Origin of the sequence: Arcanobacterium buesumense (assembly GCF_012563545.1) — a bacterium.
GTDB lineage: Bacteria > Actinomycetota > Actinomycetes > Actinomycetales > Actinomycetaceae > Arcanobacterium > Arcanobacterium buesumense.
On the sequence record NZ_CP050804.1, the window covers coordinates 1,182,510 to 1,204,263 of the forward strand.

At 50.0% G+C, this 21,754-nt stretch carries 25 protein-coding genes, 3 tRNA genes and 2 pseudogenes; 9 read left to right on the forward strand and 21 right to left on the reverse strand.

Annotation, left to right across the window (positions count from 1 at the left end):
• Nucleotides 1–58: 58 nt before the first annotated feature.
• From HC352_RS05330 to HC352_RS05345, 4 genes and pseudogenes are all read right to left on the reverse strand, one after another.
• Nucleotides 59–982 carry a PI-PLC domain-containing protein gene (locus HC352_RS05330; protein WP_168917915.1) on the reverse strand — a complete coding sequence of 308 codons (924 nt, stop codon included), beginning with the start codon at nucleotides 980–982 and terminating at the stop codon, nucleotides 59–61.
• 417 nt (nucleotides 983–1,399) lie between these two features.
• Nucleotides 1,400–2,205: pseudogene (locus HC352_RS05335) on the reverse strand (ISL3 family transposase).
• Nucleotides 2,159–2,446: a helix-turn-helix domain-containing protein gene (locus tag HC352_RS09230; RefSeq protein ID WP_369801224.1), complete on the reverse strand. Its 288-nt coding sequence runs from the start codon at nucleotides 2,444–2,446 to the stop codon at nucleotides 2,159–2,161. The pseudogene HC352_RS05335 and the gene HC352_RS09230 overlap by 47 nt, the downstream one beginning before the upstream one ends.
• Nucleotides 2,447–2,797: 351 nt before the next feature.
• Nucleotides 2,798–3,430 (reverse strand): hypothetical protein, encoded by a 633-nt coding sequence (locus HC352_RS05345; RefSeq protein WP_168917918.1) that lies wholly within the window; start codon nucleotides 3,428–3,430, stop codon nucleotides 2,798–2,800.
• A gap of 429 nt (nucleotides 3,431–3,859) precedes the next feature.
• Here HC352_RS05345 and HC352_RS09235 point away from each other — a divergent pair, with 429 nt between their 5' ends.
• From HC352_RS09235 to HC352_RS05360, 3 genes and pseudogenes are all read left to right on the forward strand, one after another.
• Nucleotides 3,860–4,093, forward strand: coding sequence for a helix-turn-helix domain-containing protein (locus HC352_RS09235; RefSeq protein ID WP_168917917.1), 234 nt, complete (start codon nucleotides 3,860–3,862; stop codon nucleotides 4,091–4,093).
• Nucleotides 4,047–4,906 (forward strand): annotated as a pseudogene (locus HC352_RS05355) (ISL3 family transposase). Before HC352_RS09235 ends, HC352_RS05355 begins: the two are co-directional and overlap by 47 nt.
• A 3-nt stretch (nucleotides 4,907–4,909) precedes the next feature.
• The gene (locus tag HC352_RS05360; RefSeq protein WP_168917919.1) at nucleotides 4,910–6,220 is read left to right on the forward strand and encodes an ISL3 family transposase; all 1,311 of its coding nucleotides are present in this window, start codon (nucleotides 4,910–4,912) and stop codon (nucleotides 6,218–6,220) included.
• A 415-nt stretch (nucleotides 6,221–6,635) separates the two neighbouring features.
• On the opposite strand, the gene HC352_RS05365 is transcribed toward HC352_RS05360, so the two are convergent.
• The 5 genes from HC352_RS05365 to HC352_RS05385 all read right to left on the reverse strand — a co-directional run bounded on the left by HC352_RS05365 (nucleotide 6,636) and on the right by HC352_RS05385 (nucleotide 9,442).
• Nucleotides 6,636–6,708, reverse strand: a tRNA-Glu gene (locus tag HC352_RS05365).
• A 70-nt stretch (nucleotides 6,709–6,778) separates the two neighbouring features.
• Nucleotides 6,779–6,854: transfer RNA gene (locus tag HC352_RS05370), tRNA-Glu, on the reverse strand.
• Between the two features lie 28 nt (nucleotides 6,855–6,882).
• Nucleotides 6,883–6,954, reverse strand: a tRNA-Gln gene (locus tag HC352_RS05375).
• 183 nt (nucleotides 6,955–7,137) lie between these two features.
• Nucleotides 7,138–8,646: a glutamate--tRNA ligase gene (gene gltX / locus HC352_RS05380; protein ID WP_168917920.1), complete on the reverse strand. Its 1,509-nt coding sequence runs from the start codon at nucleotides 8,644–8,646 to the stop codon at nucleotides 7,138–7,140.
• Between the two features lie 28 nt (nucleotides 8,647–8,674).
• Nucleotides 8,675–9,442: a fumarylacetoacetate hydrolase family protein gene (locus HC352_RS05385; RefSeq protein WP_168917921.1), complete on the reverse strand. Its 768-nt coding sequence runs from the start codon at nucleotides 9,440–9,442 to the stop codon at nucleotides 8,675–8,677.
• 27 nt (nucleotides 9,443–9,469) lie between these two features.
• Here HC352_RS05385 and HC352_RS05390 point away from each other — a divergent pair, with 27 nt between their 5' ends.
• Entirely contained in the window at nucleotides 9,470–10,441 is a 972-nt protein-coding gene (locus tag HC352_RS05390; RefSeq protein ID WP_168917922.1) for a 3-methyladenine DNA glycosylase, read from the forward strand.
• A gap of 55 nt (nucleotides 10,442–10,496) precedes the next feature.
• Entirely contained in the window at nucleotides 10,497–10,802 is a 306-nt protein-coding gene (locus tag HC352_RS05395; protein WP_168917923.1) for a thiamine-binding protein, read from the forward strand.
• A 6-nt stretch (nucleotides 10,803–10,808) separates the two neighbouring features.
• On the opposite strand, the gene HC352_RS05400 is transcribed toward HC352_RS05395, so the two are convergent.
• The gene (locus HC352_RS05400; protein ID WP_168917924.1) at nucleotides 10,809–11,534 is read right to left on the reverse strand and encodes a DUF4097 family beta strand repeat-containing protein; all 726 of its coding nucleotides are present in this window, start codon (nucleotides 11,532–11,534) and stop codon (nucleotides 10,809–10,811) included.
• 64 nt (nucleotides 11,535–11,598) lie between these two features.
• The gene (locus HC352_RS05405; protein WP_168917925.1) at nucleotides 11,599–12,072 is read right to left on the reverse strand and encodes a hypothetical protein; all 474 of its coding nucleotides are present in this window, start codon (nucleotides 12,070–12,072) and stop codon (nucleotides 11,599–11,601) included.
• Nucleotides 12,073–12,503: 431 nt separating this feature from the next.
• On the opposite strand from HC352_RS05405, the gene HC352_RS05410 reads away from it, so the two are divergent.
• From HC352_RS05410 to HC352_RS05425, 4 genes are all read left to right on the forward strand, one after another.
• Nucleotides 12,504–12,866, forward strand: coding sequence for a hypothetical protein (locus HC352_RS05410; RefSeq protein WP_168917926.1), 363 nt, complete (start codon nucleotides 12,504–12,506; stop codon nucleotides 12,864–12,866).
• A 12-nt stretch (nucleotides 12,867–12,878) separates the two neighbouring features.
• On the forward strand, nucleotides 12,879–13,214 hold the full coding sequence (locus HC352_RS05415) for a hypothetical protein (RefSeq protein ID WP_168917927.1): 336 nt from the start codon (nucleotides 12,879–12,881) through the stop codon (nucleotides 13,212–13,214).
• A gap of 5 nt (nucleotides 13,215–13,219) precedes the next feature.
• Nucleotides 13,220–13,627 (forward strand): hypothetical protein, encoded by a 408-nt coding sequence (locus HC352_RS05420; RefSeq protein WP_168917928.1) that lies wholly within the window; start codon nucleotides 13,220–13,222, stop codon nucleotides 13,625–13,627.
• Nucleotides 13,628–13,738: 111 nt separating this feature from the next.
• Nucleotides 13,739–13,999 (forward strand): hypothetical protein, encoded by a 261-nt coding sequence (locus HC352_RS05425; protein WP_168917929.1) that lies wholly within the window; start codon nucleotides 13,739–13,741, stop codon nucleotides 13,997–13,999.
• A gap of 51 nt (nucleotides 14,000–14,050) precedes the next feature.
• Here the strand turns inward: HC352_RS05425 and HC352_RS05430 are convergent, their stop codons facing one another.
• The 10 genes from HC352_RS05430 to HC352_RS05470 form a co-directional block, all read right to left on the reverse strand.
• Nucleotides 14,051–14,488, reverse strand: coding sequence for a hypothetical protein (locus HC352_RS05430; protein WP_168917930.1), 438 nt, complete (start codon nucleotides 14,486–14,488; stop codon nucleotides 14,051–14,053).
• A complete protein-coding gene (locus tag HC352_RS05435) occupies nucleotides 14,481–14,729 on the reverse strand; it encodes a holin (RefSeq protein WP_168917931.1) in 249 nt (82 codons plus the stop codon). Before HC352_RS05435 ends, HC352_RS05430 begins: the two co-directional genes overlap by 8 nt.
• 10 nt (nucleotides 14,730–14,739) lie before the next feature.
• Nucleotides 14,740–15,603 carry a CHAP domain-containing protein gene (locus HC352_RS05440; RefSeq protein WP_168917932.1) on the reverse strand — a complete coding sequence of 288 codons (864 nt, stop codon included), beginning with the start codon at nucleotides 15,601–15,603 and terminating at the stop codon, nucleotides 14,740–14,742.
• Complete coding sequence (locus HC352_RS09140; RefSeq protein ID WP_256367949.1) at nucleotides 15,587–15,709, reverse strand: hypothetical protein; 123 nt, start codon at nucleotides 15,707–15,709, stop codon at nucleotides 15,587–15,589. Before HC352_RS09140 ends, HC352_RS05440 begins: the two co-directional genes overlap by 17 nt.
• Before the next feature lie 104 nt (nucleotides 15,710–15,813).
• On the reverse strand, nucleotides 15,814–16,131 hold the full coding sequence (locus tag HC352_RS05445) for a hypothetical protein (protein ID WP_168917933.1): 318 nt from the start codon (nucleotides 16,129–16,131) through the stop codon (nucleotides 15,814–15,816).
• Nucleotides 16,132–16,135: 4 nt separating this feature from the next.
• Complete coding sequence (locus HC352_RS08995; protein ID WP_211080630.1) at nucleotides 16,136–17,392, reverse strand: collagen-like protein; 1,257 nt, start codon at nucleotides 17,390–17,392, stop codon at nucleotides 16,136–16,138.
• 14 nt (nucleotides 17,393–17,406) lie between these two features.
• Entirely contained in the window at nucleotides 17,407–17,949 is a 543-nt protein-coding gene (locus tag HC352_RS05455; RefSeq protein WP_168917934.1) for a hypothetical protein, read from the reverse strand.
• 45 nt (nucleotides 17,950–17,994) lie between these two features.
• Nucleotides 17,995–18,156 carry a hypothetical protein gene (locus HC352_RS05460; RefSeq protein ID WP_168917935.1) on the reverse strand — a complete coding sequence of 54 codons (162 nt, stop codon included), beginning with the start codon at nucleotides 18,154–18,156 and terminating at the stop codon, nucleotides 17,995–17,997.
• The gene (locus tag HC352_RS05465) at nucleotides 18,156–20,981 is read right to left on the reverse strand and encodes a hypothetical protein (RefSeq protein WP_168917936.1); all 2,826 of its coding nucleotides are present in this window, start codon (nucleotides 20,979–20,981) and stop codon (nucleotides 18,156–18,158) included. The genes HC352_RS05460 and HC352_RS05465 overlap by 1 nt, the downstream gene beginning before the upstream one ends.
• On the reverse strand, nucleotides 20,969–21,751 hold the full coding sequence (locus HC352_RS05470) for a hypothetical protein (protein WP_168917937.1): 783 nt from the start codon (nucleotides 21,749–21,751) through the stop codon (nucleotides 20,969–20,971). The genes HC352_RS05465 and HC352_RS05470 overlap by 13 nt, the downstream gene beginning before the upstream one ends.
• Nucleotides 21,752–21,754 lie beyond the last annotated feature (3 nt).

A 21,754-nucleotide genomic window follows, 5' to 3' on the forward strand; every position in this document is an offset into this window, starting at 1 on the left:
CATCATGAGGGCTCCGGCAGAAAATCTGCCGGAGCCCTCATTTAATTTCAATTAATGCCTACCACGGACGGTCTGCATTAGTTGCCATGTGATGAGTAGCAGAGTGCTTATCTACCCAGTTCTTGATGGAGTTAAAGGCGTTAATGGTATTCGGGTGACGATAGAAGTACGTTGCCTTGAAGCCGAATATCATACCATCTACGTGAGCCTTACCCAGAAGAGCATCAACGTTCCAGTCTTGTCCAGTAGCAATTGTCCAACCAAATGTCTTACCTAGTGCGCCACGAGCGCGGGCTTCGCTTGATTTCCGAAGCTGATCACATGTTGTATTGGCGTAAGATTCGCACGTGCCAAATCCTTGGTTGATATTGTAGTATCCGTAATCCGCAATCTTTTGCTTAGTAAGGATCTTGTCTCCGGCTTTGGAGAAGTCACTCAGAACGTTGTCCGTTGGACCGGACAACGCAACAGCTTCACTATCGTGCAAGTCGTTGATGATTGTGTTCCAGCCTACACCGCCTACAGTCTTGTAGAATCCATAAAGAGCGCGCACACCCGCAGGTTCAAGGTACTTCCGCGACAAGTCCCGTAATGCGGTAATTGAGCAGACGCTACTTTGATTTGGACAATGATCTGGATTCTTGATATCGAACCAGACGAATGAAATATTCGCACCTTCTTTGCGCTTATCAGCGATGTGCTTCAAAATAGTTTCTGCACGGTCACCGGCACTTGTTGGTAGCCCGTCATGATCGGCCCACCAGCCTCGCCGCCACGCGGTGAAATCGATTTCCATAGCGTTGGCTCCAACAGCAATTGCATCATCTACACTTTGCGTAGTTAAAACTCGATGTGCAATAGCGTAAATAGCTCGACTATTAGCCGGAGGTGTATCTTGCGCGTTAGTTGCTGCAGTCGCACTACTTGCTGGTAGAGCAACGCTGAGAAGAAGAACTAAGAATGCAATAATTGTCTTTTTCATTGCTCTATCTTTCCTACTTAGAGATACACGAAAGCGCAGGTCTCAAGTGCATCTATATACTTATGTATTTTTGGGCGAATCACTAATTCTTCGATCCCCCTCAGAATCTATGACTCGTGCCATGACTTAATAATGACCCTAAAACATTGACAGCACAAGCCAAAGTGTCAACATAAATAAAGTTGAAAATATTCGGCATCCTTTAAGGTTTGACAGCTAATATAGTCCTTTAGATGCTATTATTCGTACATATCAACTTAATCGTATCATAGATCATTAAACGAACACTGAATATCGGACAAGTTTCATATAACAACGTGCAGTTGACAAAGTTAACGCACCGGCGCACACGGAATCGTTGCAAAAACGGCTCTTCGGATTTTGGTGGGGTTAGGGGAAGATTGTGTTGAGGAGTCGCTAGTTGGGTTTGCCTGCGTAGAGGAGGCATCTGGTGTGGTAGTTGGTGAAGTTGGTAAATCCGTAGCCGATTCTTTTGATGCGTTTGATGAGGTTGTTCATGGCTTCGGTGATCGAGTTCGATAGGCGGGCGTGGTGGTAGGCCAGGATCTGGTTATACCAGTTTTTGAGTGTTCGGCTAAGTTGTTGGATTTCTTGGGGCATGAAGTCTTGGCTAGTGTGGTTGATGAGTTCATCAAGCACGGTTTGAGTGGTGGTGATGTCGGGTGTAGAAATTTCGTAGGCGTGTCTTTGACACAGTAAGCGATAACGACTTCACCATAGAGGTCTCCTAGGCGTAAAAGTGATTCGATCCGATGTTTTGTTTTATCGGTGAGTTTTTCTTGTCCGTAGACAAGTTGGCGTCTTATACGGTAAAGCGGGTCGGTTTTTCGTCCGCGGTGTCCAAGTGTTTGTTGTTGAACACGCCGGCGTACACGATCAAGGGCTCGGTTAGCTAATGTGATGACCTGGAAGTGGTCAGCAACTTGGGTAGCGTGTGGTGTGATCACGTTGAAAACAGCCCGGTAGGTCGGGCTCATATCGAGTGTGGCATAGCTGATTTTTTGTTTCCAATAGGTAGGGAAGCGGTGAAGGAAACGGGCAACCTCAACATAGCTACGGCTTGGAATAATATCAATGGTCTGGTGGTTGGCTACATCGCATAGCGTGGTCACATATTGGGTAGGGCGTTTGTTCAGACGAACGAAACTTGTCTCGTCAAGACCCAATCGCACTAGTTTGAGATAAACGTTTACGATCAGCATCAAGTAAGGCCTGCCCGTAGATAGTCACGGAGTGGTTAATCGTGTGCCAATCACAGCCCAGCTCGCCAGCGACTTCACTTATTGTTCGTCCCATTCCTACTTGCCTGGTCGCCCATTTAGCTGCCCTGGTCGTTAACCGACAATGTCTACTAGCAATGCGTTTGTCCTGGCTAGTCCATGAACCCATAGCACAATCATTGCTAGGACAATACCAGCGGTGTTTACGACAGATCAGACTCATGGGACGTCCATAAACGGGCAGATCGATATAAGGAACTCGTGGCCTATCCTTGACTCGTGCCCGTACCTTGCATCGAAAACATAGCACGGTATCAAGATCTTGCTCGATCTCGATTGATTGGTGTGGTCCGTGACGATGATAAGCCACAGGCACAACATCTTTTAAAATCAGCAAACGAGCCACGATTACGTTAGGATCAGAACTGGTGAAGATAGTTTCAGGTTTTTTGCTCACGCTCTAAGCATGAACTATCTTCACCACTTTCACATCCTCACACCCCGCCAAAATCCGAAGAGCCAGTTAGTCACGGCTACAAAGGTTGCCTAACTAAGGGCGTTTCAAACTTTCAGATCACATCTGCGGCGCTGGCGGATTCTGCTGATTTTGCTGTGCGAGATTTTGTGCGTTTTGGTTAGCCATCATCTGCTGTTGTAATGTCAGTTGAGCAAGCATTGCTTGCTGAGCGCGCATGTCCTGAGCTTGATCATGACGCACCTGAGCTTGATCCGCAAATACTCGGTTTTGAAGCTCTGTGGCAAACTTTTTGAGTTTCGCTTGATCGACAAACGAAACAGCAATTTCAACTTTTCCGCCTGCAGGATTTTGAACTTGGAGTACTGCAGGGAAGCAGGTAAGAAGCAACGCTGCCCCGAATAACATCAGTAGCGCACCAAAAGCTGGTGCCGATAGACTAGCAAGTCCAATGATAAAAGCTAATCCCCCTGCGAATGCGCGACCGATATATAGCTTTTGTGAAGTATTTACTGCAGCGATATTAGCAATTGGCATAATAGATTGATCCCCACCAAGCGGGATAAGACCCAAGATCGCATTGGGAGCCTTATAAACGAAACGTGTGGTCGAACACATTAGTTGAGTCGGCATATAGGGAGTGAAGAGGGAAGTCAAAAACTTATCTCCATATACAGCTTGTTCTCCAGGAGCCAATTGAAAATCAGTCGCATTTTGAATATTTCCCGACATATTATCCACCCTTCTAAGTATGATACTCTGCATTCCAAGATGAGAGTAGCACCCCCCCCGCGAGTCAAGTGAAAACTGGCTCTTCGGATTTTGGCGGGGTGTGAGGATGTGAAAGTGGTGAAGATAGTTCATGCTTAGAGCGTGAGCAAAAAACCTGAAACTATCTTCACCAGTTCTGATCCTAACGTAATCGTGGCTCGTTTGCTGATTTTAAAAGATGTTGTGCCTGTGGCTTATCATCGTCACGGACCACACCAATCAATCGAGATCGAGCAAGATCTTGATACCGTGCTATGTTTTCGATGCAAGGTACGGGCACGAGTCAAGGATAGGCCACGAGTTCCTTATATCGATCTGCCCGTTTATGGACGTCCCATGAGTCTGATCTGTCGTAAACACCGCTGGTATTGTCCTAGCAATGATTGTGCTATGGGTTCATGGACTAGCCAGGACAAACGCATTGCTAGTAGACATTGTCGGTTAACGACCAGGGCAGCTAAATGGGCGACCAGGCAAGTAGGAATGGGACGAACAATAAGTGAAGTCGCTGGCGAGCTGGGCTGTGATTGGCACACGATTAACCACTCCGTGACTATCTACGGGCAGGCCTTACTTGATGCTGATCGTAAACGTTTATCTCAAACTAGTGCGATTGGGTCTTGACGAGACAAGTTTCGTTCGTCTGAACAAACGCCCTACCCAATATGTGACCACGCTATGCGATGTAGCCAACCACCAGACCATTGATATTATTCCAAGCCGTAGCTATGTTGAGGTTGCCCGTTTCCTTCACCGCTTCCCTACCTATTGGAAACAAAAAATCAGCTATGCCACACTCGATATGAGCCCGACCTACCGGGCTGTTTTCAACGTGATCACACCACACGCTACCCAAGTTGCTGACCACTTCCAGGTCATCACATTAGCTAACCGAGCCCTTGATCGTGTACGCCGGCGTGTTCAACAACAAACACTTGGACACCGCGGACGAAAAACCGACCCGCTTTACCGTATAAGACGCCAACTTGTCTACGGACAAGAAAAACTCACCGATAAAACAAAACATCGGATCGAATCACTTTTACGCCTAGGAGACCTCTATGGTGAAGTCGTTATCGCTTACTGTGTCAAAGACACGCCTACGAAATTTCTACACCCGACATCACCACCACTCAAACCGTGCTTGATGAACTCATCAACCACACTAGCCAAGACTTCATGCCCCAAGAAATCCAACAACTTAGCCGAACACTCAAAAACTGGTATAACCAGATCCTGGCCTACCACCACGCCCGCCTATCGAACTCGATCACCGAAGCCATGAACAACCTCATCAAACGCATCAAAAGAATCGGCTACGGATTTACCAACTTCACCAACTACCACACCAGATGCCTCCTCTACGCAGGCAAACCGGCTCTTCGTGTTTTAGCGGGGTGTGGAGATGCAGAAGTGGTGAAGGTAGTTCATGCTTAGAGTGTGAATCAAAAACTTGAACGTACCTTCACCGCTTATGATCCTACCGTAATTCTTGCTCGGCTTGTGAGTTTGAAAGATATTCGCGTCTTGGCGTATCACCGTCATGGCTCTCAACAGGAAATCGAAATTGAACAAGTCCTTAAGAGACCAACATGCCCACGTTGTGAAAGTCTTGCACGCGTTAAAGAAAGGCCAAGAGTGCGGTATATAGATTTACCTGTCTATGGTCGGTCTATGAGCTTGTTATGGCGTAAGCACCGCTTGTATTGTCCAAACGTTGCATGTGATGTTGGTTCATGGACAAGTCAAGATAAACGTATTGCTGCTCAACGTTGCCAGATGACTACCAGGGCAAGTAAATGGGCGACCCGGCAAGTAGGCGTGGGACGAACAATTAGCGAAGTCGCAGCTGAACTTGGTTGTTCTTGGCACACAGTCAATGATGCAGTAACTATGTATGGTCAAGTGTTACTACAAGCAGACCGTAAGCGTTTAAACAAGACTCACGCAATCGGGCTTGATGAAACAAGTTTCGTTCGCATACAAGGACACCGCACAAGTTATGTCACTACGGTATGTGACGTCGAGCATCATCAAATCATTGATATTATCCCAAGCTGTAACTACATAGACGTAGCCCGCTATTTAAAAGACCAGCCCAACGCTTGGAAAGCACGAATCCGTTATGCCACTTTAGACATGAGCCCAACATACCGTGCTGTGTATAACGTGGTATTACCTCAGGCAACTCAAATAGCTGATCATTTCCATGTGATTACGTTAGCCAATCGTGTGTTAGATACTGTACGTAGACGCGTACAAAATCAGACCTTGGGACACCGTGGGCATAAAAAAGATCCTTTATACAAGATTCGGCGTTTACTGACATATGGTAGTGAAAAACTACTGCCAGCAATGGTCCAGCGTCTAGAAAGCATGCTTGTGTTAGGAGATCCTCACGCTGAAGTAGCGATTGCGTATCGGATAAAAGAACGCTTACGAGAGTTTTATCAGCAAACAGATCTTGGTGTTGCGACCACCATGCTTGCAGAATTGATACAAACATGCCTGGATGTGGCTATGCCCCCAGAAATTCAGCAGCTAGGACGCACGCTACAACGATGGCAGCTTCAAATCTTGGCGTATCATCAAACGCATCTTTCTAATTCCATCACCGAGGCGTTAAACAATCTCATCAAACGTATTAAACGTATCGGATTTGGGTTCACGAATTTCAACAACTATCGCATTCGTGCATTACTGTATGCCGGTAAACCTAACTGGAGACTGCTGCATAATATCTTCGTGTAACCTGTTTACCAGTGAGAAGATCACAAGGCATTTTCTATCATCGAGTGTTCCTCGCACTAACAACAACGGGTTAACAAAGACAATGTATGTTGCTTACTTTTGTATAGTTATTCCGGGCCACTAAAAATCTCATCACCGCCACATTAACGGCAACGAAAACACAGCTACTAACTTTAAAATCACTACACCAGCACTTGATACTAGGCCTGTAAACCCACCGAGTAACAACGTTTCACCCCGCTAAAACGCGAAGAACCGGCAAACCCAACTAGCGACTCCTCAACACAATCTTCCCCTAACCCCACCAAAATCCGAAGAGCCTGAAAACTTCTTTTTGGCGCAAAATCTCAGGATTCGGTACGTTATTACCCTACTTACGCAAAAAGTCCGAGCAAATATTGCTCGGACTTATCCGTACCCCGTACCGGATTTGAACCGGTGTTACCGCCGTGAGAGGGCGACGTCCTAGGCCGCTAGACGAACGGGGCCTACCTGATGTTTCCATCAAACGCTACTAACCCACAGCACCACTGACAAATATCAGTTGTACGTAAGTTATGGTACCCCGTACCGGATTTGAACCGGTGTTACCGCCGTGAGAGGGCGACGTCCTAGGCCGCTAGACGAACGGGGCAAGGACACATCAATAAATTGATGTTTCGCTGGGGTACCAGGACTCGAACCTAGACTAAATGAACCAGAATCACTCGTGCTGCCAATTACACCATACCCCAAAGTTTGGCGTGCGACTTTTCGGTCTGCAACGAATATTTAGTTTACGCACCGATACAAAGATACGCAAATTACCGGCTCGTGAGCGTTATCACGCTCACGCCGTCAAGAAATACCAAACAAGCCAGAGAGAAACGAACAATCGTCCCTCTCTGGCTTGTTTTTACATAAATAAAAGCAGCGACTCAGTTAAACGTGGCGCGGAACCGGCGCAGACGCTTCAATGTCTCTTCCTTGCCCATTAAAACGATCGAATCAACAACCGGCAAGGAGACATTCGTTCCCGTCATAGCAACAAACAATGGAGCGAATGCGAAGCGCGGCTTGATTTCCATACCAGCCACGATCTTCTCATCCACCGCTGCCTTAACACCTTCAACAGTAAATTCTGCATCGCTCAACTCAGCAAATGCAGCGATAGCCGCATCCAACACTTCAGGAGCCGAGTCACGCAACTTCCCTACTGCCTTTTCGTTATATTCCAGCTCATCAGCAGAACGGAACAAGAAGCCCATCAACGCAGCTGCTTCACCGAGAAGCTGGATACGCGTCTGAACAAGCGGCGCTGCCCCATCGAGCAAACGCTGGGTTTCAGCGTCGGCATCCTCAAACTTATCAACAGCCAACACGCCAGCTGAATGCAGGTAAGGAACCAACCGGTTACGCAAATCAGCTGGGTCAAGGCGACGAATGTGCTCAGCATTAATCGCCACACACTTCTTATCATCAAAACGTGCCGGATTCGGATTAACGTCCTCAATATCGAAGGCCGCAACAAGCTCATCTTTAGTGAACAAGTCATTATCTGGCGCAATCGACCAACCCAACAGGCCTAGATAGTTCAACAAACCTTCCGGAATCATGCCGCGCTCACGATGAAGCAAAAGATTCGACTCAGGGTCACGCTTCGACAGCTTCTTATTACCCTCACCCATCACATAAGGCAAATGGCCAAAGTGCGGGGTGTACTTCGCAATACCTAGTTCAACAAGAGCACGGTAGAGAATAATCTGACGCGGAGTTGACGATAACAAATCCTCGCCACGCAGCACGTGGGTAATCTCCATGAGTGCATCGTCAACCGGGTTCGTCAACGTGTACAACGGCTGGCCGTTTCCACGCATAATCACATAATCTGGCACCGAACCAGACTTGAAGGTAATCTCACCGCGCACCAAATCGGTAAACGTGATGTCTTCATCAGGCATACGCATACGCAATACCGGCTGACGGCCCTCGGCACGGTAAGCAGCCTTCTGTTCTTCAGTCAAATCACGATCGAAGCCATCGTAGCCAAGCTTAGGATCTTCTCCCTTAGCCTTGTGCCGCGCTTCAACTTCTTCCGGCGTGGAAAATGACTCGTAGGCGTAGCCAGCTTCGAGAAGCTTCTTGGCCACATCTGCGTAAATATCCATGCGCTGGGATTGACGATACGGCTCATGCGGGCCACCAACTTCAATTCCTTCATCCCAGTCAAGGCCAAGCCAGTTCAGGGAATCAAGAATCTGTTGGTAGGACTCTTCGGAGTCACGTGCCGCATCAGTATCTTCGATACGGAAAACGAATGTACCACCAACATGGCGCGCATAGGCCCAGTTAAATAGGCAAGTACGCACCATTCCAACGTGTGGGGTGCCGGTGGGTGAAGGACAAAAACGTACGCGGATCTTATCCGCTGGAATTGAAGTAGTCATGATAAGTAAAGTTTACCGCCGTTTCGCGTTAGTCTGCCACAACCGGGTTGCGTAGTGTGCCAATGCCCTCAACATATGCTTCAACTTCAGCTCCCGGCCCACCCGGAATTCCAGGGGCTACCGCACCGGTAAGGATGATGTCCCCCGGTAGCAATGTGAAGCAAGATGAGACGTAAGAGACGATTTGAGGAATCGTGTAGGCCATTGCCGACGTCGAACCGTCCTGAACAACTTCGCCGTTGATCGTCAGGCGAATAGTTAAATCAGAGGTGTCAAGATCGGTAACAATCACCGGGCCAATCGGGCAGGACGTATCGAAACCTTTCGCGCGCGCCCATTGTGGGTCGGTTTTTGCGGTAGAAACATCGGTCACATCATTAGCGACGGTGTATCCGAAAATAACATCGGCAACGCGTTCTTCCGGAACATCCTTACACAGGCGGGAAATAATAATCGCTAGCTCGGCTTCGTGGTGGAGGTCAGTGGCGAAACTTGGCTCAGCGATCGGAACATTCGGACCAACGACGGCTGTGTTGGGCTTGAGGAACGTCACCGGAGCTTTCGTTATATCTGGTTCTGGTTGTCCTTCTTGATGGTAGGTTCCACCTAAGCCAACGACCTTTGAGCGTGGAATAATCGGCGAGACGAGATTGGCCTCATCTGCGGCAACGATTTCTCCAGTTGGTTCGATTCCTGAGTACATGGGATCGCCAGCGATCACATGGTAGTTTCCGGTTTCTTCATCGACGACGGCGAAGCGTGGTCCTTGTGACATTGATAAACGTGCAATTTTCATATCTTAAGACTATGCCAAAATAGTCTTATGTATGTTCTTTCTCCAGAAATTTGGTGGCCGCGTGCCCGGGTTCACTTTGCTCAGGCCTCTCGACGCTCACGTGGGCGGGTTGAACGCCGCCAACGCGGAGAGAAAAATGCTCTAGAAGATTTCTTGTGGGAGTATTATCCGATGCGTCCGGGACGGTTGGCAGTCTGGCATCCTGGTTTTGCCGACGACGGCGAACCATACGCTTTACTCAAACCACCAGTTTCGCCGGGAAGCGCAGAGCCAAAACCGTGGAATCCGACTAGCGCCAGTCTTGAGGACCCGTTGGCCTGGTGGCGTCACCACGCATCCCTGCCTTGGCACGACGTGCGACAAACCGACGACGGTGAGATCGTCGTCGTCAACAACGAATTCCTCGACCACCGTGCCCACGGAATCAAACATCTGACCCAACTCCACGAAATCCTTCTCACCCGCGAAGCAACTTTCGGATGCCTGGGCTGGCATGAATGGGCAATGGTGTATCGGGCTGACGAGACCCGACATGCTCTCCCCTTGCGACTCGGCGCAGAAGAGACCAACCGACTCGTCGAACAAGCCCACATTCGCTGTACCCATTTCGACGCGTTCCAATTCTTCATGCCTGATGCTGTTGCACTGAACAGGGTTCAGCCTACGTACGAAACCGTGTTCGAGAACGAACAGCCCGGATGCATCCACGTCTCGATGGATATTTTGCGTGCATGTATCCAGCTCGGACCGATTATTCCCGGCGAACTGTTAATCTCTGCTTTTGACCTGGCAATGCGCGCTCGCACCATCGACATGGCAGCCTCACCGTATGACTGCTCCTCGCTCGGGCTCGATCCAATCCGCATCGAAACTGCTGCCGGCAAAGCCGAATACATCGAGCGTCAGCGCGATTTAACCATTGCCGCACGTCCATTGCGCCAACAACTGCTTGGCATTCTTCGGCCACTCGGCGATAAAATCGAACTATCTCGTCTCTAGCCACTAACCTCTAGCCGCTAACCTCTAGCCGCTAACCTCGAACAAAGGATGAATCATGATTGTCGCTTTTTCAGTTTCTCCAGAAGGAACCGGACGCGCAGACGGCTCAGTACACGACGCAGTTGCCGCCGCCGTTAAGATTGTCCGCGAGTCCGGCCTCCCCAACCACACCTCCAGTATGTTCACTGAAATCGAAGGCGAATGGGACGACGTATTCGACGTCGTCAAACGGGCAACCCAAGCAGTAGAACCGTTCGGGTCACGCATCTCTCTCGTTATCAAAGCCGATATCCGCCCCGGTTACACTGGTGAAATGACTGGAAAAATCCAGCGACTCGAGAAAGCTATTGACGAGCTATAACACGCGTCATTGATTAACTGCTCGGACGATTTCTATCGCGCCGGTTCCAGCTTTCCCTTCAATGCGTACCTTGTGGACATCTCCACTAGGAGCTTCAGTTTGCGCAAGTTCACTCGTAACTTTCCCTAATCCGGATTTGAGATCTAGATAGGTAGCAGTGCCTTGGGCAATGCCAGCACGGATACTTCCGACACCTGTTTTCATTGTTACCTTTTGTGCTGTCTGAGCACCAACAATTGTTGCTACGACGATGTCACCTGCGCCCGACTTTAAGGAAGATTCACCTGCTGTTGTGAGCCGTTCGATGTCGATCGAACCCGCTCCGTTCTTCACTTCTGAACCGTCTAGCTGACCAATCTTGATGGTTCCGGCGCCGGACTTAATAGAAGAATCTGTAACCTTTTCGGCGAAGATATCGCCGGCGCCAACCTTGATTTTCAGACGTGAAGCGGGAACTGCCAAGGAGACAGATCCGGCACTACAGGTAATTTCTCCGCCGGTGATCTCACTTGGGAGCGTGAGGATGATTGGTTCATCATGATGTCCAATAAAGTTTGGCTGCAACCCTCCAGAATGACGGGCTGGTTTTGGCTCATCAATTCGCACGGTAGAACCGACAATATCTAGATAAACATGAGGTGCATCGGCGGGCAGCTCAATGCGTGGTTCGGTAAGCGATTGATTTAGTCGAATGTCGATATCAAAGCTACGTAGCGAAATAAATGTTTGCATGAGGCTCTCCTTCAATGCGATATTTTCTTATGGTTGACATGTCTACAGCGATGTAGACACGCGATTACATCGACCAGCCGGTTATCCGACGTGACATATTGGTACTTACATGACGCCGCGCGAGTTTTTCACGGGTAGCCGCAACTATCCAGGAATTCATTGATAACGCCGAATCGGAAATCTCTGCGGTGATGGCATCTCGAGTAGTTTCTGGGATACGTAATGTGATTCGCACAAGATTTTCGTCATTATCTGGTAGAGCTACTGGTTCTTCGAAGGCTAGCTCGAGCCCATCTGAAGCTGTTTTCACATACAGCCCATGCGCTATCCCCGCATCCTGTAGCTCTTCAATGAGATTAAGTAGAATTTGAGATTGCATCTGTTTAACAGCTGGACGTAATGCACGAACCAACGCAGGTACTGCCTCCTGGATTTCCGGTGAAGCCAATGCGGTAGCTGCTTGGAGTTCATGCGCTAAATACTCGTAGCTCGTATCTGGGAAAGAAATTGTTCGGGTGAGTGACTTGTTTCGTTGCATAGTGTCATTATGACACCATAAATGACACTATGCAAGCACTATTGCACAACCGGCCGACAACATAGAAAAGATCCCACATCGTCATGATGTGGGATCTTTTCTGTGCGCGAGGAGGGACTTGAACCCTTCAAAACGAGAAAGAATATCTATTGCTTTTCCACTGTTTTTCGTTGATATACCAATAAATACTCAAGATGCACCCCGATCTTCAAGCCTGTGTTAAAACTGGTTAAAATCGGCGTGTCCTGTGTACCGGTACACAAAAAAAAGAGTACCAGAAATTGTGTACCGGAGGGAAAGGTATAAGGAAAACCTACCGTAAAAATTAGTTCGACTAATTTTCATTTTCGGCTTGCGTCTGCATTTCAAATGCGATAGACTTTAGTTACAAGCCAAGGAGAGGCAAAGCCCCCGTAGGAAAGGAAAACAAAATGGCAGGCTACAACGGATATTCAAAGTCAAACAACGCAATCGCCGCTGAAGAAGCGGGACTAGTCACCCTATCGAAAATCACGAAGACTTGGCTCACTGAAAACGGTATCGAAGAATCGGTGAAGTTCGTTAAGTACCTTATCAAGCTAGGTATCATCGTTGCAGACGAATGGCACCACACCTCAAAATTCTACAATCAAACAAACTACTACAGCGCCGAAACAATCCGTGAGGAACTCGAACTCCGTAAGGAGCACAAGGGGAAAACTGGAATCAGTTTCTACGAAGCCTTACAACAGGGGTACACAGAAAATTTAACCGATCTTTTCGATATTATCGCAATCTTCAACGGGACAAACTAACAAGGAGCGCAGATGGATCACAAAACAGCCCACACGCTCATTAGTATTATGGGCATCGAATATGCGGATATAGCCGCAGAGCTTGGCAAGGGGGTTCGTACGGTCGCGGGCTGGATGCGAGGCGAAAACGAAACGCTACCGTTTTATTTTGAAGAATGGCTCAACGCCCGCTGGGATGAGTTCCGCGCCGAGATAAAGAATTTCATTCTCGATGCCGCGGCGTACGATACGGTGGTAATCGGCAGGAGCGCGCCGGATGATGTGCCAGATGGTGAGTTCCAGGCGATGCGTCGAGCGCAGATAATTGCGTGTGAAACTGTTGATAAATCTTGGGTTGATGGAAAGTAGGAGTTATGACTGGTGCGAAAATGCGTTTGGTGCGAATGGCTCTCGGATATTCGATGGCTGAATTTATTTCTGAGATGCAGGCGGCGTGGCCGAAGGCGGATCGTGAAGCGGTTCAACGGTGGGAGCGCGGTATCTGGGAAATCCCGGACGTTGTCGCCGAGCATGTCGAGGGGCTTTGGACGCGGATGATGTTTAAAATCGACGCTGCACTCAATGAGCTGGACGATTTAGCCGAGGAAAGTATCGAGCCGGATGCGGTTGATTTGACGATTTTTGCCACGCCGCAGTCTTTGGAGAAGGCTCATCCTGGCATGGGATGGAATCAGCATACTGCGCAGGTTGGTTTGATGGCTGTTGCTTTGGAGTCGTCTGGGTATGAGGTGCGTGTGTCTTACGCGCCTATCGAGAAGTGATACGTATCACATGGATGTGATTGATGTTCAGCTTGCGTCCGCATTCTGAATGCAGTACACTATAAGTGTAAGGCAAAGAGAGGCAAAGCCTCCAAAACAAAAGGAGCCAAAATGCGATACGCAACCGAAGCACAAATCAAATACATCGAATCACTCGCAGCCCGCACCGGATACGCAACAATGCGCAAACTCGCCTATGACGCACACATCCTCATCGACGACATCGAAGACCTCACCACCCGTGAAGCCTCAACCGTCATTGATCTACTCAAAGACGAAATCGCGGACTCAACCGTCGAAGCCTCAACAAACGACGAATACTCCTACAGCGAAGCACAGTTCGAAGCAATGTTCGACTGCCTCGACTGCTAAAAACAAAAATAAGCCCCGTCCCCTCCACGCTGGAGAATACGGGGCTTATTTTTAATGGAGTTCATCGTTCAAAGCGTCAAAGCGTGCAGTCACACGCTCGATAGATTCACGATTCCGGCCCGCTGAACGCTCAACATTCGTGATCCGCTCAGCGTGATTGGAAAGATCCCTGCGGACTTCCCCTACTTGGTGGCTCACAGACTTCACAACGTCGTTTGTGTGGTTTTGTGTGAGCTGGAATTGCTTCATCATGCCGTCGTGTTCGCTGAGCTTTAATTCGATGCGGTCAGCAACATCACGTAAAGACGAGCCGTGATTGTTTTTCAGTTCTTTCGTCTGCTCTTGCATTTCTGCGAGCTTACGCGACGTTTTCCGGCTTTCCCTCATGTTTTTGTAGTTAGACCAGGCACTCGCGCCGATGAATCCTAGAATGGCGAGGAATTGGCCGAGGCCTAAGAGCATTGGATGATTCGCGGCGAGTTCATTCATTGCCACCGCCTTCGCGCATCGCATGCTTACCAGACTTTGAACCCTTATCGGTAGCCATCGGATCAGCAATTGACGTTAACACCGAGAGCAAGGTGGCTGTGGCGGCGACGCCGAGCGTCGCGCCCCAGTTGATTTCCCAGAGCACCGAGCCGGTGGTGATCATTGCGATCATGGTCTGAGCGGCAGTCTTGATGGCACGCTCAAACGCGCCAGCAACCCAAGTCTTGTTGTAGGTCTTCATCTTTCACTCCTTAGATAGTTCCGTTTTGGTTGAGGCGGCGTTGCATAGCGGCGACCGTGTTTGATGGCCCACCGAGGTAGCCGTCCGGTTGATAGCCGTAGCGTGCTTCCAGCGTGTTCACATCGTTTCGCCCGAAGAATCCATCCGGTGTAGTGCCGATGTGTGCTTGGAACTTCGAGATGAGTTGTGAGCCTTCCGCGTCGTCGCCACGCCATTCCCAGCCGGAAGTGCAGGCGGCCAAGAACGCTTGGTTCGGCGCGTACTGTGAGGAAACGACACCGTCGACTGGCGTGCCGAAGTAGCGTTGGAGATCACGTGTGGTGTTTTCACCCCACCAGCCATCGGGAATGGTCTGGTAGCCGGTAGAACGGGCTTCAGCAACCGCCGCGCCACCGTAGTATGGGCGGGTCACGGCGATAACTGATTCCCAGCCGCGTGCACGCCGATACACGCCACCACCGTTAGACTGTGAACCGCGCGAACCCGCAGAAGTATTACCCTCAATGGTTTGGAGCCATGAGCCGCGATTGACTTCAACGAAACCAACGTGATCGGCCACGCCGTCGCCGTCCCAATCAAAAAAGACCACGTCGCCGGGCTGTGCTGAACGTACTGGGACTGACCTGCCCGCGTGTATCGCGTTATTAATACCGTACGGGCAATAAGCGAAGTCACCGCCGGGATACTCCACGCCAGCCGCACGTAAAACCCACGTCACAAACATGGCACAGTACGGAACGCCGCTGGCGCCGAATGCTGCTCCATGTCGTGTAGCGTAATCACGGCCGTATTTTGTACCGGTGGCCGGGTCATTCCAGCGTGAATAACCCAGCTCAGCAGATGCGATGCGTAGTGTGTTAGTTGGCGTTGTCATAAGTGATCTCCTCGATTTCTGCTACGTCGTCTGGCGTGTTATCGCCGGTGTTGTTTTCGTGGACTAGGCGTGGCTCTGTGAGCGCACGGATTTCTTCTGTATTCATTTATTCCTCCTTGAAAATTGGGTATAAAAAAGCCCACACCATGTGTGGTGAGGGAAGTGAAGATGGGTATAAAAACCCCCACCATGCGTGGTGGGGGTGTTGTGTTACTTGTATCCGATAATTTTCGTTCCAGTTGCCACTTTCTGCCCAAGCTTACGATCCAGTGTTAACTTAATCGAGTTCCAGTCACCAGGCTCAGCAGTACAGTTGTATTCCTGACTATAAATTTTTATAGAAGTGACTTCGAGCCATAAAGGACGCTCGCCTATTTTCAAGAAATTAACGTAAATTACCGTCGCGCTATCCCAATATGTGCCATCGGCAGAGCCTTCAACGTGTACGGTTTTGCCAAAAATCAGTTTGCTACCGAAATAAGCTTTCGTTATTTCACGGCTACCAAAAAACGCTTTCCTTAACTCCATAAGCTCACTTCTCAATCAGATAAAGCGTCGAAGCATCTTTGTAATACACGCTTTCGTATTGTGATTGTGTGCCGATCCAGATTTTCACCGGCGAACTGCTCCGCTGATTGACGATATTTTCGCCCGGCTTACCAGTGGGGCCAGGCTTGCCTGGTTCACCAGCAGGACCAGCAGGGCCAGGGGCTCCTTGAAGTCCTTGCGGGCCAGCTGGTCCGCGCTCGCCCCGTACACCTTGCGGGCCAGGCTCTCCACGCTCACCTTTCAGTGAAGCTCGCTGTTCCGGTGACAATTCCTCGAAAGTCATCGTCCCGTCTCTACCAGCAGGACCCTGAGGACCGCGCAAATGCCCAGACTGCTTGCCAGCCACCGTGAGCACGTCGTCGTCCCATGAGACTGATTCCGCAATAGTTTCGACCTTGCGTACGTTCGCTTCGACAGCCGATGCAGACTTTTGAGCTTGCGATGCAGACTGTTGCGCTTGCTGTGCAGAATCAGCAGACGCTTCTTTCGACGCTGACGCGCTAGAAGACGCATCCTCAGCCTTAACAACGTGCCCCGCCAGTTTCGCCAACTCGGACTCGCCAAGATCAGACACAGCTTGCTTAGCTTTAGCCACGGCTGGTGCTACCGCGCCAGTCACCTGCTCAACACCAGCCTGTGTTGCCTGCTGAATCTTCACATGCTCGGCTTTGACTGCTTGTAAACTCTCGTCAACCTTTGCAGTGGATGCGCGCACTTGAGACTCAAGGCTACCGATCTGCGCCATCAACTCAGTAGCGCGCGCCAAAGCAGTTTTCACGCCCGTAACCGTCTCAGTCTCGACAACCTTGACAACACCGGACTGCCGGTCAATCGGCACAACGGAGGCTAAATCAACGGTTTGTCCTTTCGGCACGCTGATAGTGAATGGAATCCAGCCTGGATAATTCACAGTCACCGTATACCCCCAACCGGCGGGCTCGATACCATCACCGACAGTGGCAAGAATCGTCAGGCTCCGATCATCATCATGACCGAGTAGATAGCCTTCACTATCGACAGCCACCTCAAAAGGTACAGGGATATACACCTTTCCTCCCGCACGCACCATCGACACGGTAGGCTCAAATCGGATACGTAAATCCGTGACCGTGTACGTGTCTGGTGTTGCGCCAGAATCTTCCGCATCCGGATGCGCATACACAATCCTGCCAGTCACCGTGCCGTAAGGCACATCAGCGATTTCGGTTTTAGAAGGCGGTTTCAACTCGATTTGCTTCATCTACCCACACCGCCTTATTTGTGTGCGAGCTCGTACAAGTCAGGAGTCAAGTCCGGTGTTTTATCACGAGTCGAGTAGTGAGCTGCAACCACTCGGTAAACCAGATCGTGATACTGCACAAAATCATCTTCAAGATACGGATGATTCTCGCCATCCCACTCCACCGCGTCATCAACCGGTGCAAGCGGATTCTCCTCAATCAGCTCCATCACTTCCCACTGCGCGCCTACCTCATCAGGGTCAGAATCATTATTCTCAACCAGCGAACGAACCAACTGGCCCTGAGCGTTCTTCACGATCCAGCCCTTGGGATACAATTCAACCGGCGTAGAAGGCTTAACGAACACTGGTGCTTCTTCAGTTTTCTTCGGTGCAGTTTTCACACCATCACGCGCCGTCAGAACCTGCACCTGCAAATTCTCCAACTGTTGCGGCGCGTTAGCCAAAACCTGACGACGGTCACGCTCATCAACAACAAGCTCCCACACTGCGCGGAACTCATCCTCAGAAAGCCCGCGTAAATCCTCGGCAATAATCATCTTCTTTTTAGCCATCATCTCTCCTTAAAATTGGGTATTAAAAAAGACCACCGTTTGGTGGTCTCAAGCATTTTGTGTCTCGGCGGGTTCTTCTCCGTCAGAGCCTTTTTCTTCCAGCTCACTCAGGGCTTTCTCCAGCATCGCCTCAGTCATAATCAGCTTGTGCGTAAGCTCAGCAATCCGCTCCGAGTATTTATTGATAATTGCTTCCGCATCGATATTCATTAATACATTCCTATCTTCTTTAAAATTGATTCCAGTGAAAAAAGCGTATTCCCTTGAATGAAATAAAGGCCGCCAGTGCCAAATGCTATACCGGTTTTTCCCTTCTCTTGCATTAAAGCTGGATAAGACCAGCCGTTGAAATTCGCCAGCGTAAATTTCAACCTCTGCCAAAAATCGTCAGTCGCATCAGTACCACACACGATCGGTAGATCAATATTGATTCCCTTCGCGCCACCATTTGTGTAGCCCCAAGGATCAACACGGAAAACTGAGATGTAATTAGGTGCGTTTTTGTACGGCAGATAGGCCATATCAAGATAAAAGCCCTCATAATCCAAATTCATCGAGATACCACGCCAGCTAGGATTAGCTTTCCAACGCTGATTCGCGAACTGTCCGATATATTTATCGCCATCCCAAAACATGAGCCTACCGTTATCCAACTGCATCGCCTTACGGTTCTGCATGTATGACGTTAGACCGCTCATGTCCATCTGGACGCGCGACGAACTATTAGATGTCTTGATGACTGAGCCGACGATACTTGCACCTTCGATTTTCGCACGTGAAGTAATATTGCCGGAAAACGTCGCTTCACCGTTTGTGCCAATCGAGAAAGTCTCACGATTAGACGAATCAGTAGCTCGGATACGATACCGGTTAATATCAAGATTCGGGCCCTTAAAACCAGCATCCGTAGAAAACATGCGCGACGTTATTTTGCCTGCCATCAAAGATTCAGTCATAAGCTTCTGGATCAAACCAGTGGATGCTTGCACCTTATCCGCAGTCACCGCACCATCAGCAATACCAACCGACCGTATCGGATTATTCGGCGTACCAACCAGAATCTTTCGAGAAACCAGCTCACGAGCAAAAGCACGATCCGCCGCCAGTGCTTGGATAACGCCGTTTTTGAAAGTGTTACCCGGCGATGCCGCTAAACGGCTAATATCCACCTCGGCGGTCTTCAACTCGTCGGCGATCTTTTGACGCGCCGCATCTATCTCCGCACGAACCTTAGACGTGACCTTGACTGTCGTGACTGGTGATGAATCATCAGAACGACGACGCAACCGATCAACGCTCCACGCGCGATAATAGCGCGTTTGCCCCACCACTGATTGCCGATCCAGCATCAGCCCGCCCGCACGAGCCGTGCCCACAACCTTCCATGTGCGCTGATCTGCCGATTCCTCCACCTCAATATAGGCGAAATGAGCTGGTGGATCATACGGTTGACCACCAACATAGTGGAGTTTTCCGTCCCACGTAAGCTCAACAACACCATAATCAGCACCACCAGTAAGGCGTGTTGGTGGTGCAAGTTTCTCATCCGGAGCAACAGTTGTCACCCGACCAACAAGAGCCTTGGACTGTATCCCCTCAGACGAAACTGCCACCACGCTAATAGATACACCTTTATTTGGTGTGAACCCATCGACGAGAACGTTCGTATGCGACTTGCTGTGAACGACTTTACCGCCAACATTGACCTCATATTCCGCGATCCGGATCGCTAGACCATGCACGTCCAACGTGACTGGCGAGAAACCAACACGCACCAAACTGCGCGCCTCGTCGCCTTCCCAGTAGCCCTCTGATTCAGCCACCAAACCAACCGGTTGAGCCGGTTCAGCCTTATCGGCTTTAGTAGGCGCAGACCCAGTACCCGCATCACCATGCGCACCATTAACGATACCCTTGATCCGTTTCACTTGCCGGACTTGCGCATCCTCAAACCGATCATTCAAGGTGAGCGCAACCTTAACGTTGCGTCCCGTACCAGAAAGAGTGACCTGGAAAACCCGCACCGGCTCGACACCATGCGCAGTCCGATACGAAACCCAATCCCCCGGACGAACGTCAACTAACGGAGTCCAATCCAAATCGGCCACCGGCTTCTGCCACGTGTACTCGAACCGTTCACGCGAACCCGCATCCAACTCAGCCTGAATCATCTCACGAGCCGTACGCTCCTCCTTAACACCGCCTTGAGTTAAGACTTTCATCGTCTTACCCCAAGGAGCCGGAGTACCCGCACTGTTGTCTACACGCCACACGTTCCCCTCATCACCAACGAGCAACGCAGTGTGTATCAGCCCGCCGATAGTTGAACGCACCGGAGCTTCAGACGCACCAAGTGGGATAAGTGTTTGCTTGCTTGGTTTCGTGCGCGATTCGGCGTTCACCACCATCAAGCGACGACCCTCAAACCACCAATCAACAAACCCTTGCCCAGAGAGATTCTGCAGTATCGTTAGTAGACTCACGCCCGGCTCAAAGTAGAGCGTGTGAGTCTTGGTCCAAGCATGACCCGCGCTATCACGAGTAGGCGTGAACCCCAGTTCAACACCAGGCACAAGCCCATCAACAAGCCCACGCGCCTCAGACAAAACAGTTGCAAGAATCTGGCCCGCGTTAGCCGATAAGAACTTGCGCTTACCATCCTCATCGTAATGTTCAACCATGCCGAACTTCTTCGGCACAACGACCACATAATCAGTCAAACGACCGTAAGAAACCAGTGTGTAATCAACGCTGGACACGTCGCCGGAGACAACGTCGACCATCGACTCCACACGCATATAGCGTGCGTTTTCTGGCTCCACATAACGGCTACCATTCCACACCTCCAAGACGACCTCACACGGATCAGCCAGCAACGCCGCTTCATCCGAGCCAGCAGCACACTTCACCTTCAACGAACCAAGATCGTTAATAGGTAGCGAGCCTTGCCATTCCAACGGTTTATACAAGTAGTCTTTGAACCCGCCGTCAGGCTCATAAACTGACAGCCGATACAGGTCTTTCATCTCCACCATTTATGACCACCTAACCTTACCGAAAACCCAGAAGGGTTCGTTATCTTCACCCGCAACACCGGCATCACACCCTCAACCGTGACCTTGCCGGCAATCTTCAAAAACCCATCCGGACCGTAATCCCAACCAGTGACGCCAGATACGCGACGACGAGCAACATCAACCTTGGAACCGGAATTCACACCAGTGAGTTTCAGGCTCGAGCCATCAACCAGCGACGTGACCTCAACCTCAGACGCAGAACCGGTAAACGACAAGGTGGCGTCGCGTAAGACACCCGACCCTTCAAAGGCCCGCACATGATTCACGCCATCAACAAGCCCAGTCGAAACCAGTCCCCCGTCGAGCATCCAGCCCGGCTCATGCGTGATTTGTAGCTTCACCAAAACCCCAGCCACGCCAAGCCCGCTAATCTCCGGAACCGAACACGCCACCGAATACACCCGCGAAACATACTTCGTTTTCGTATACCGACCGTGCGTGAACCCCAACGTCTCCGCCTGATCGCACAACGCCTGCAAAACGCTCACGCGCTGAAACAAACGCTCAACACTCACACCAACATCCGGATTATTCACCCACACCGATACTGCTGTAACACTCGACGGCGAACCATCATCAACCACGAGCAGACCATCAGTAGCCGGCAGTTGCAGAGTTGTAATGTTTTTCGGTGTAGAAGCAGGAAGACCGGTAGATTCCTCTACCAGCCAACCAAACTCCTCATTATCCAATGGGACGTTGTTTAGCGCCCACGATGACTCCAACATGCT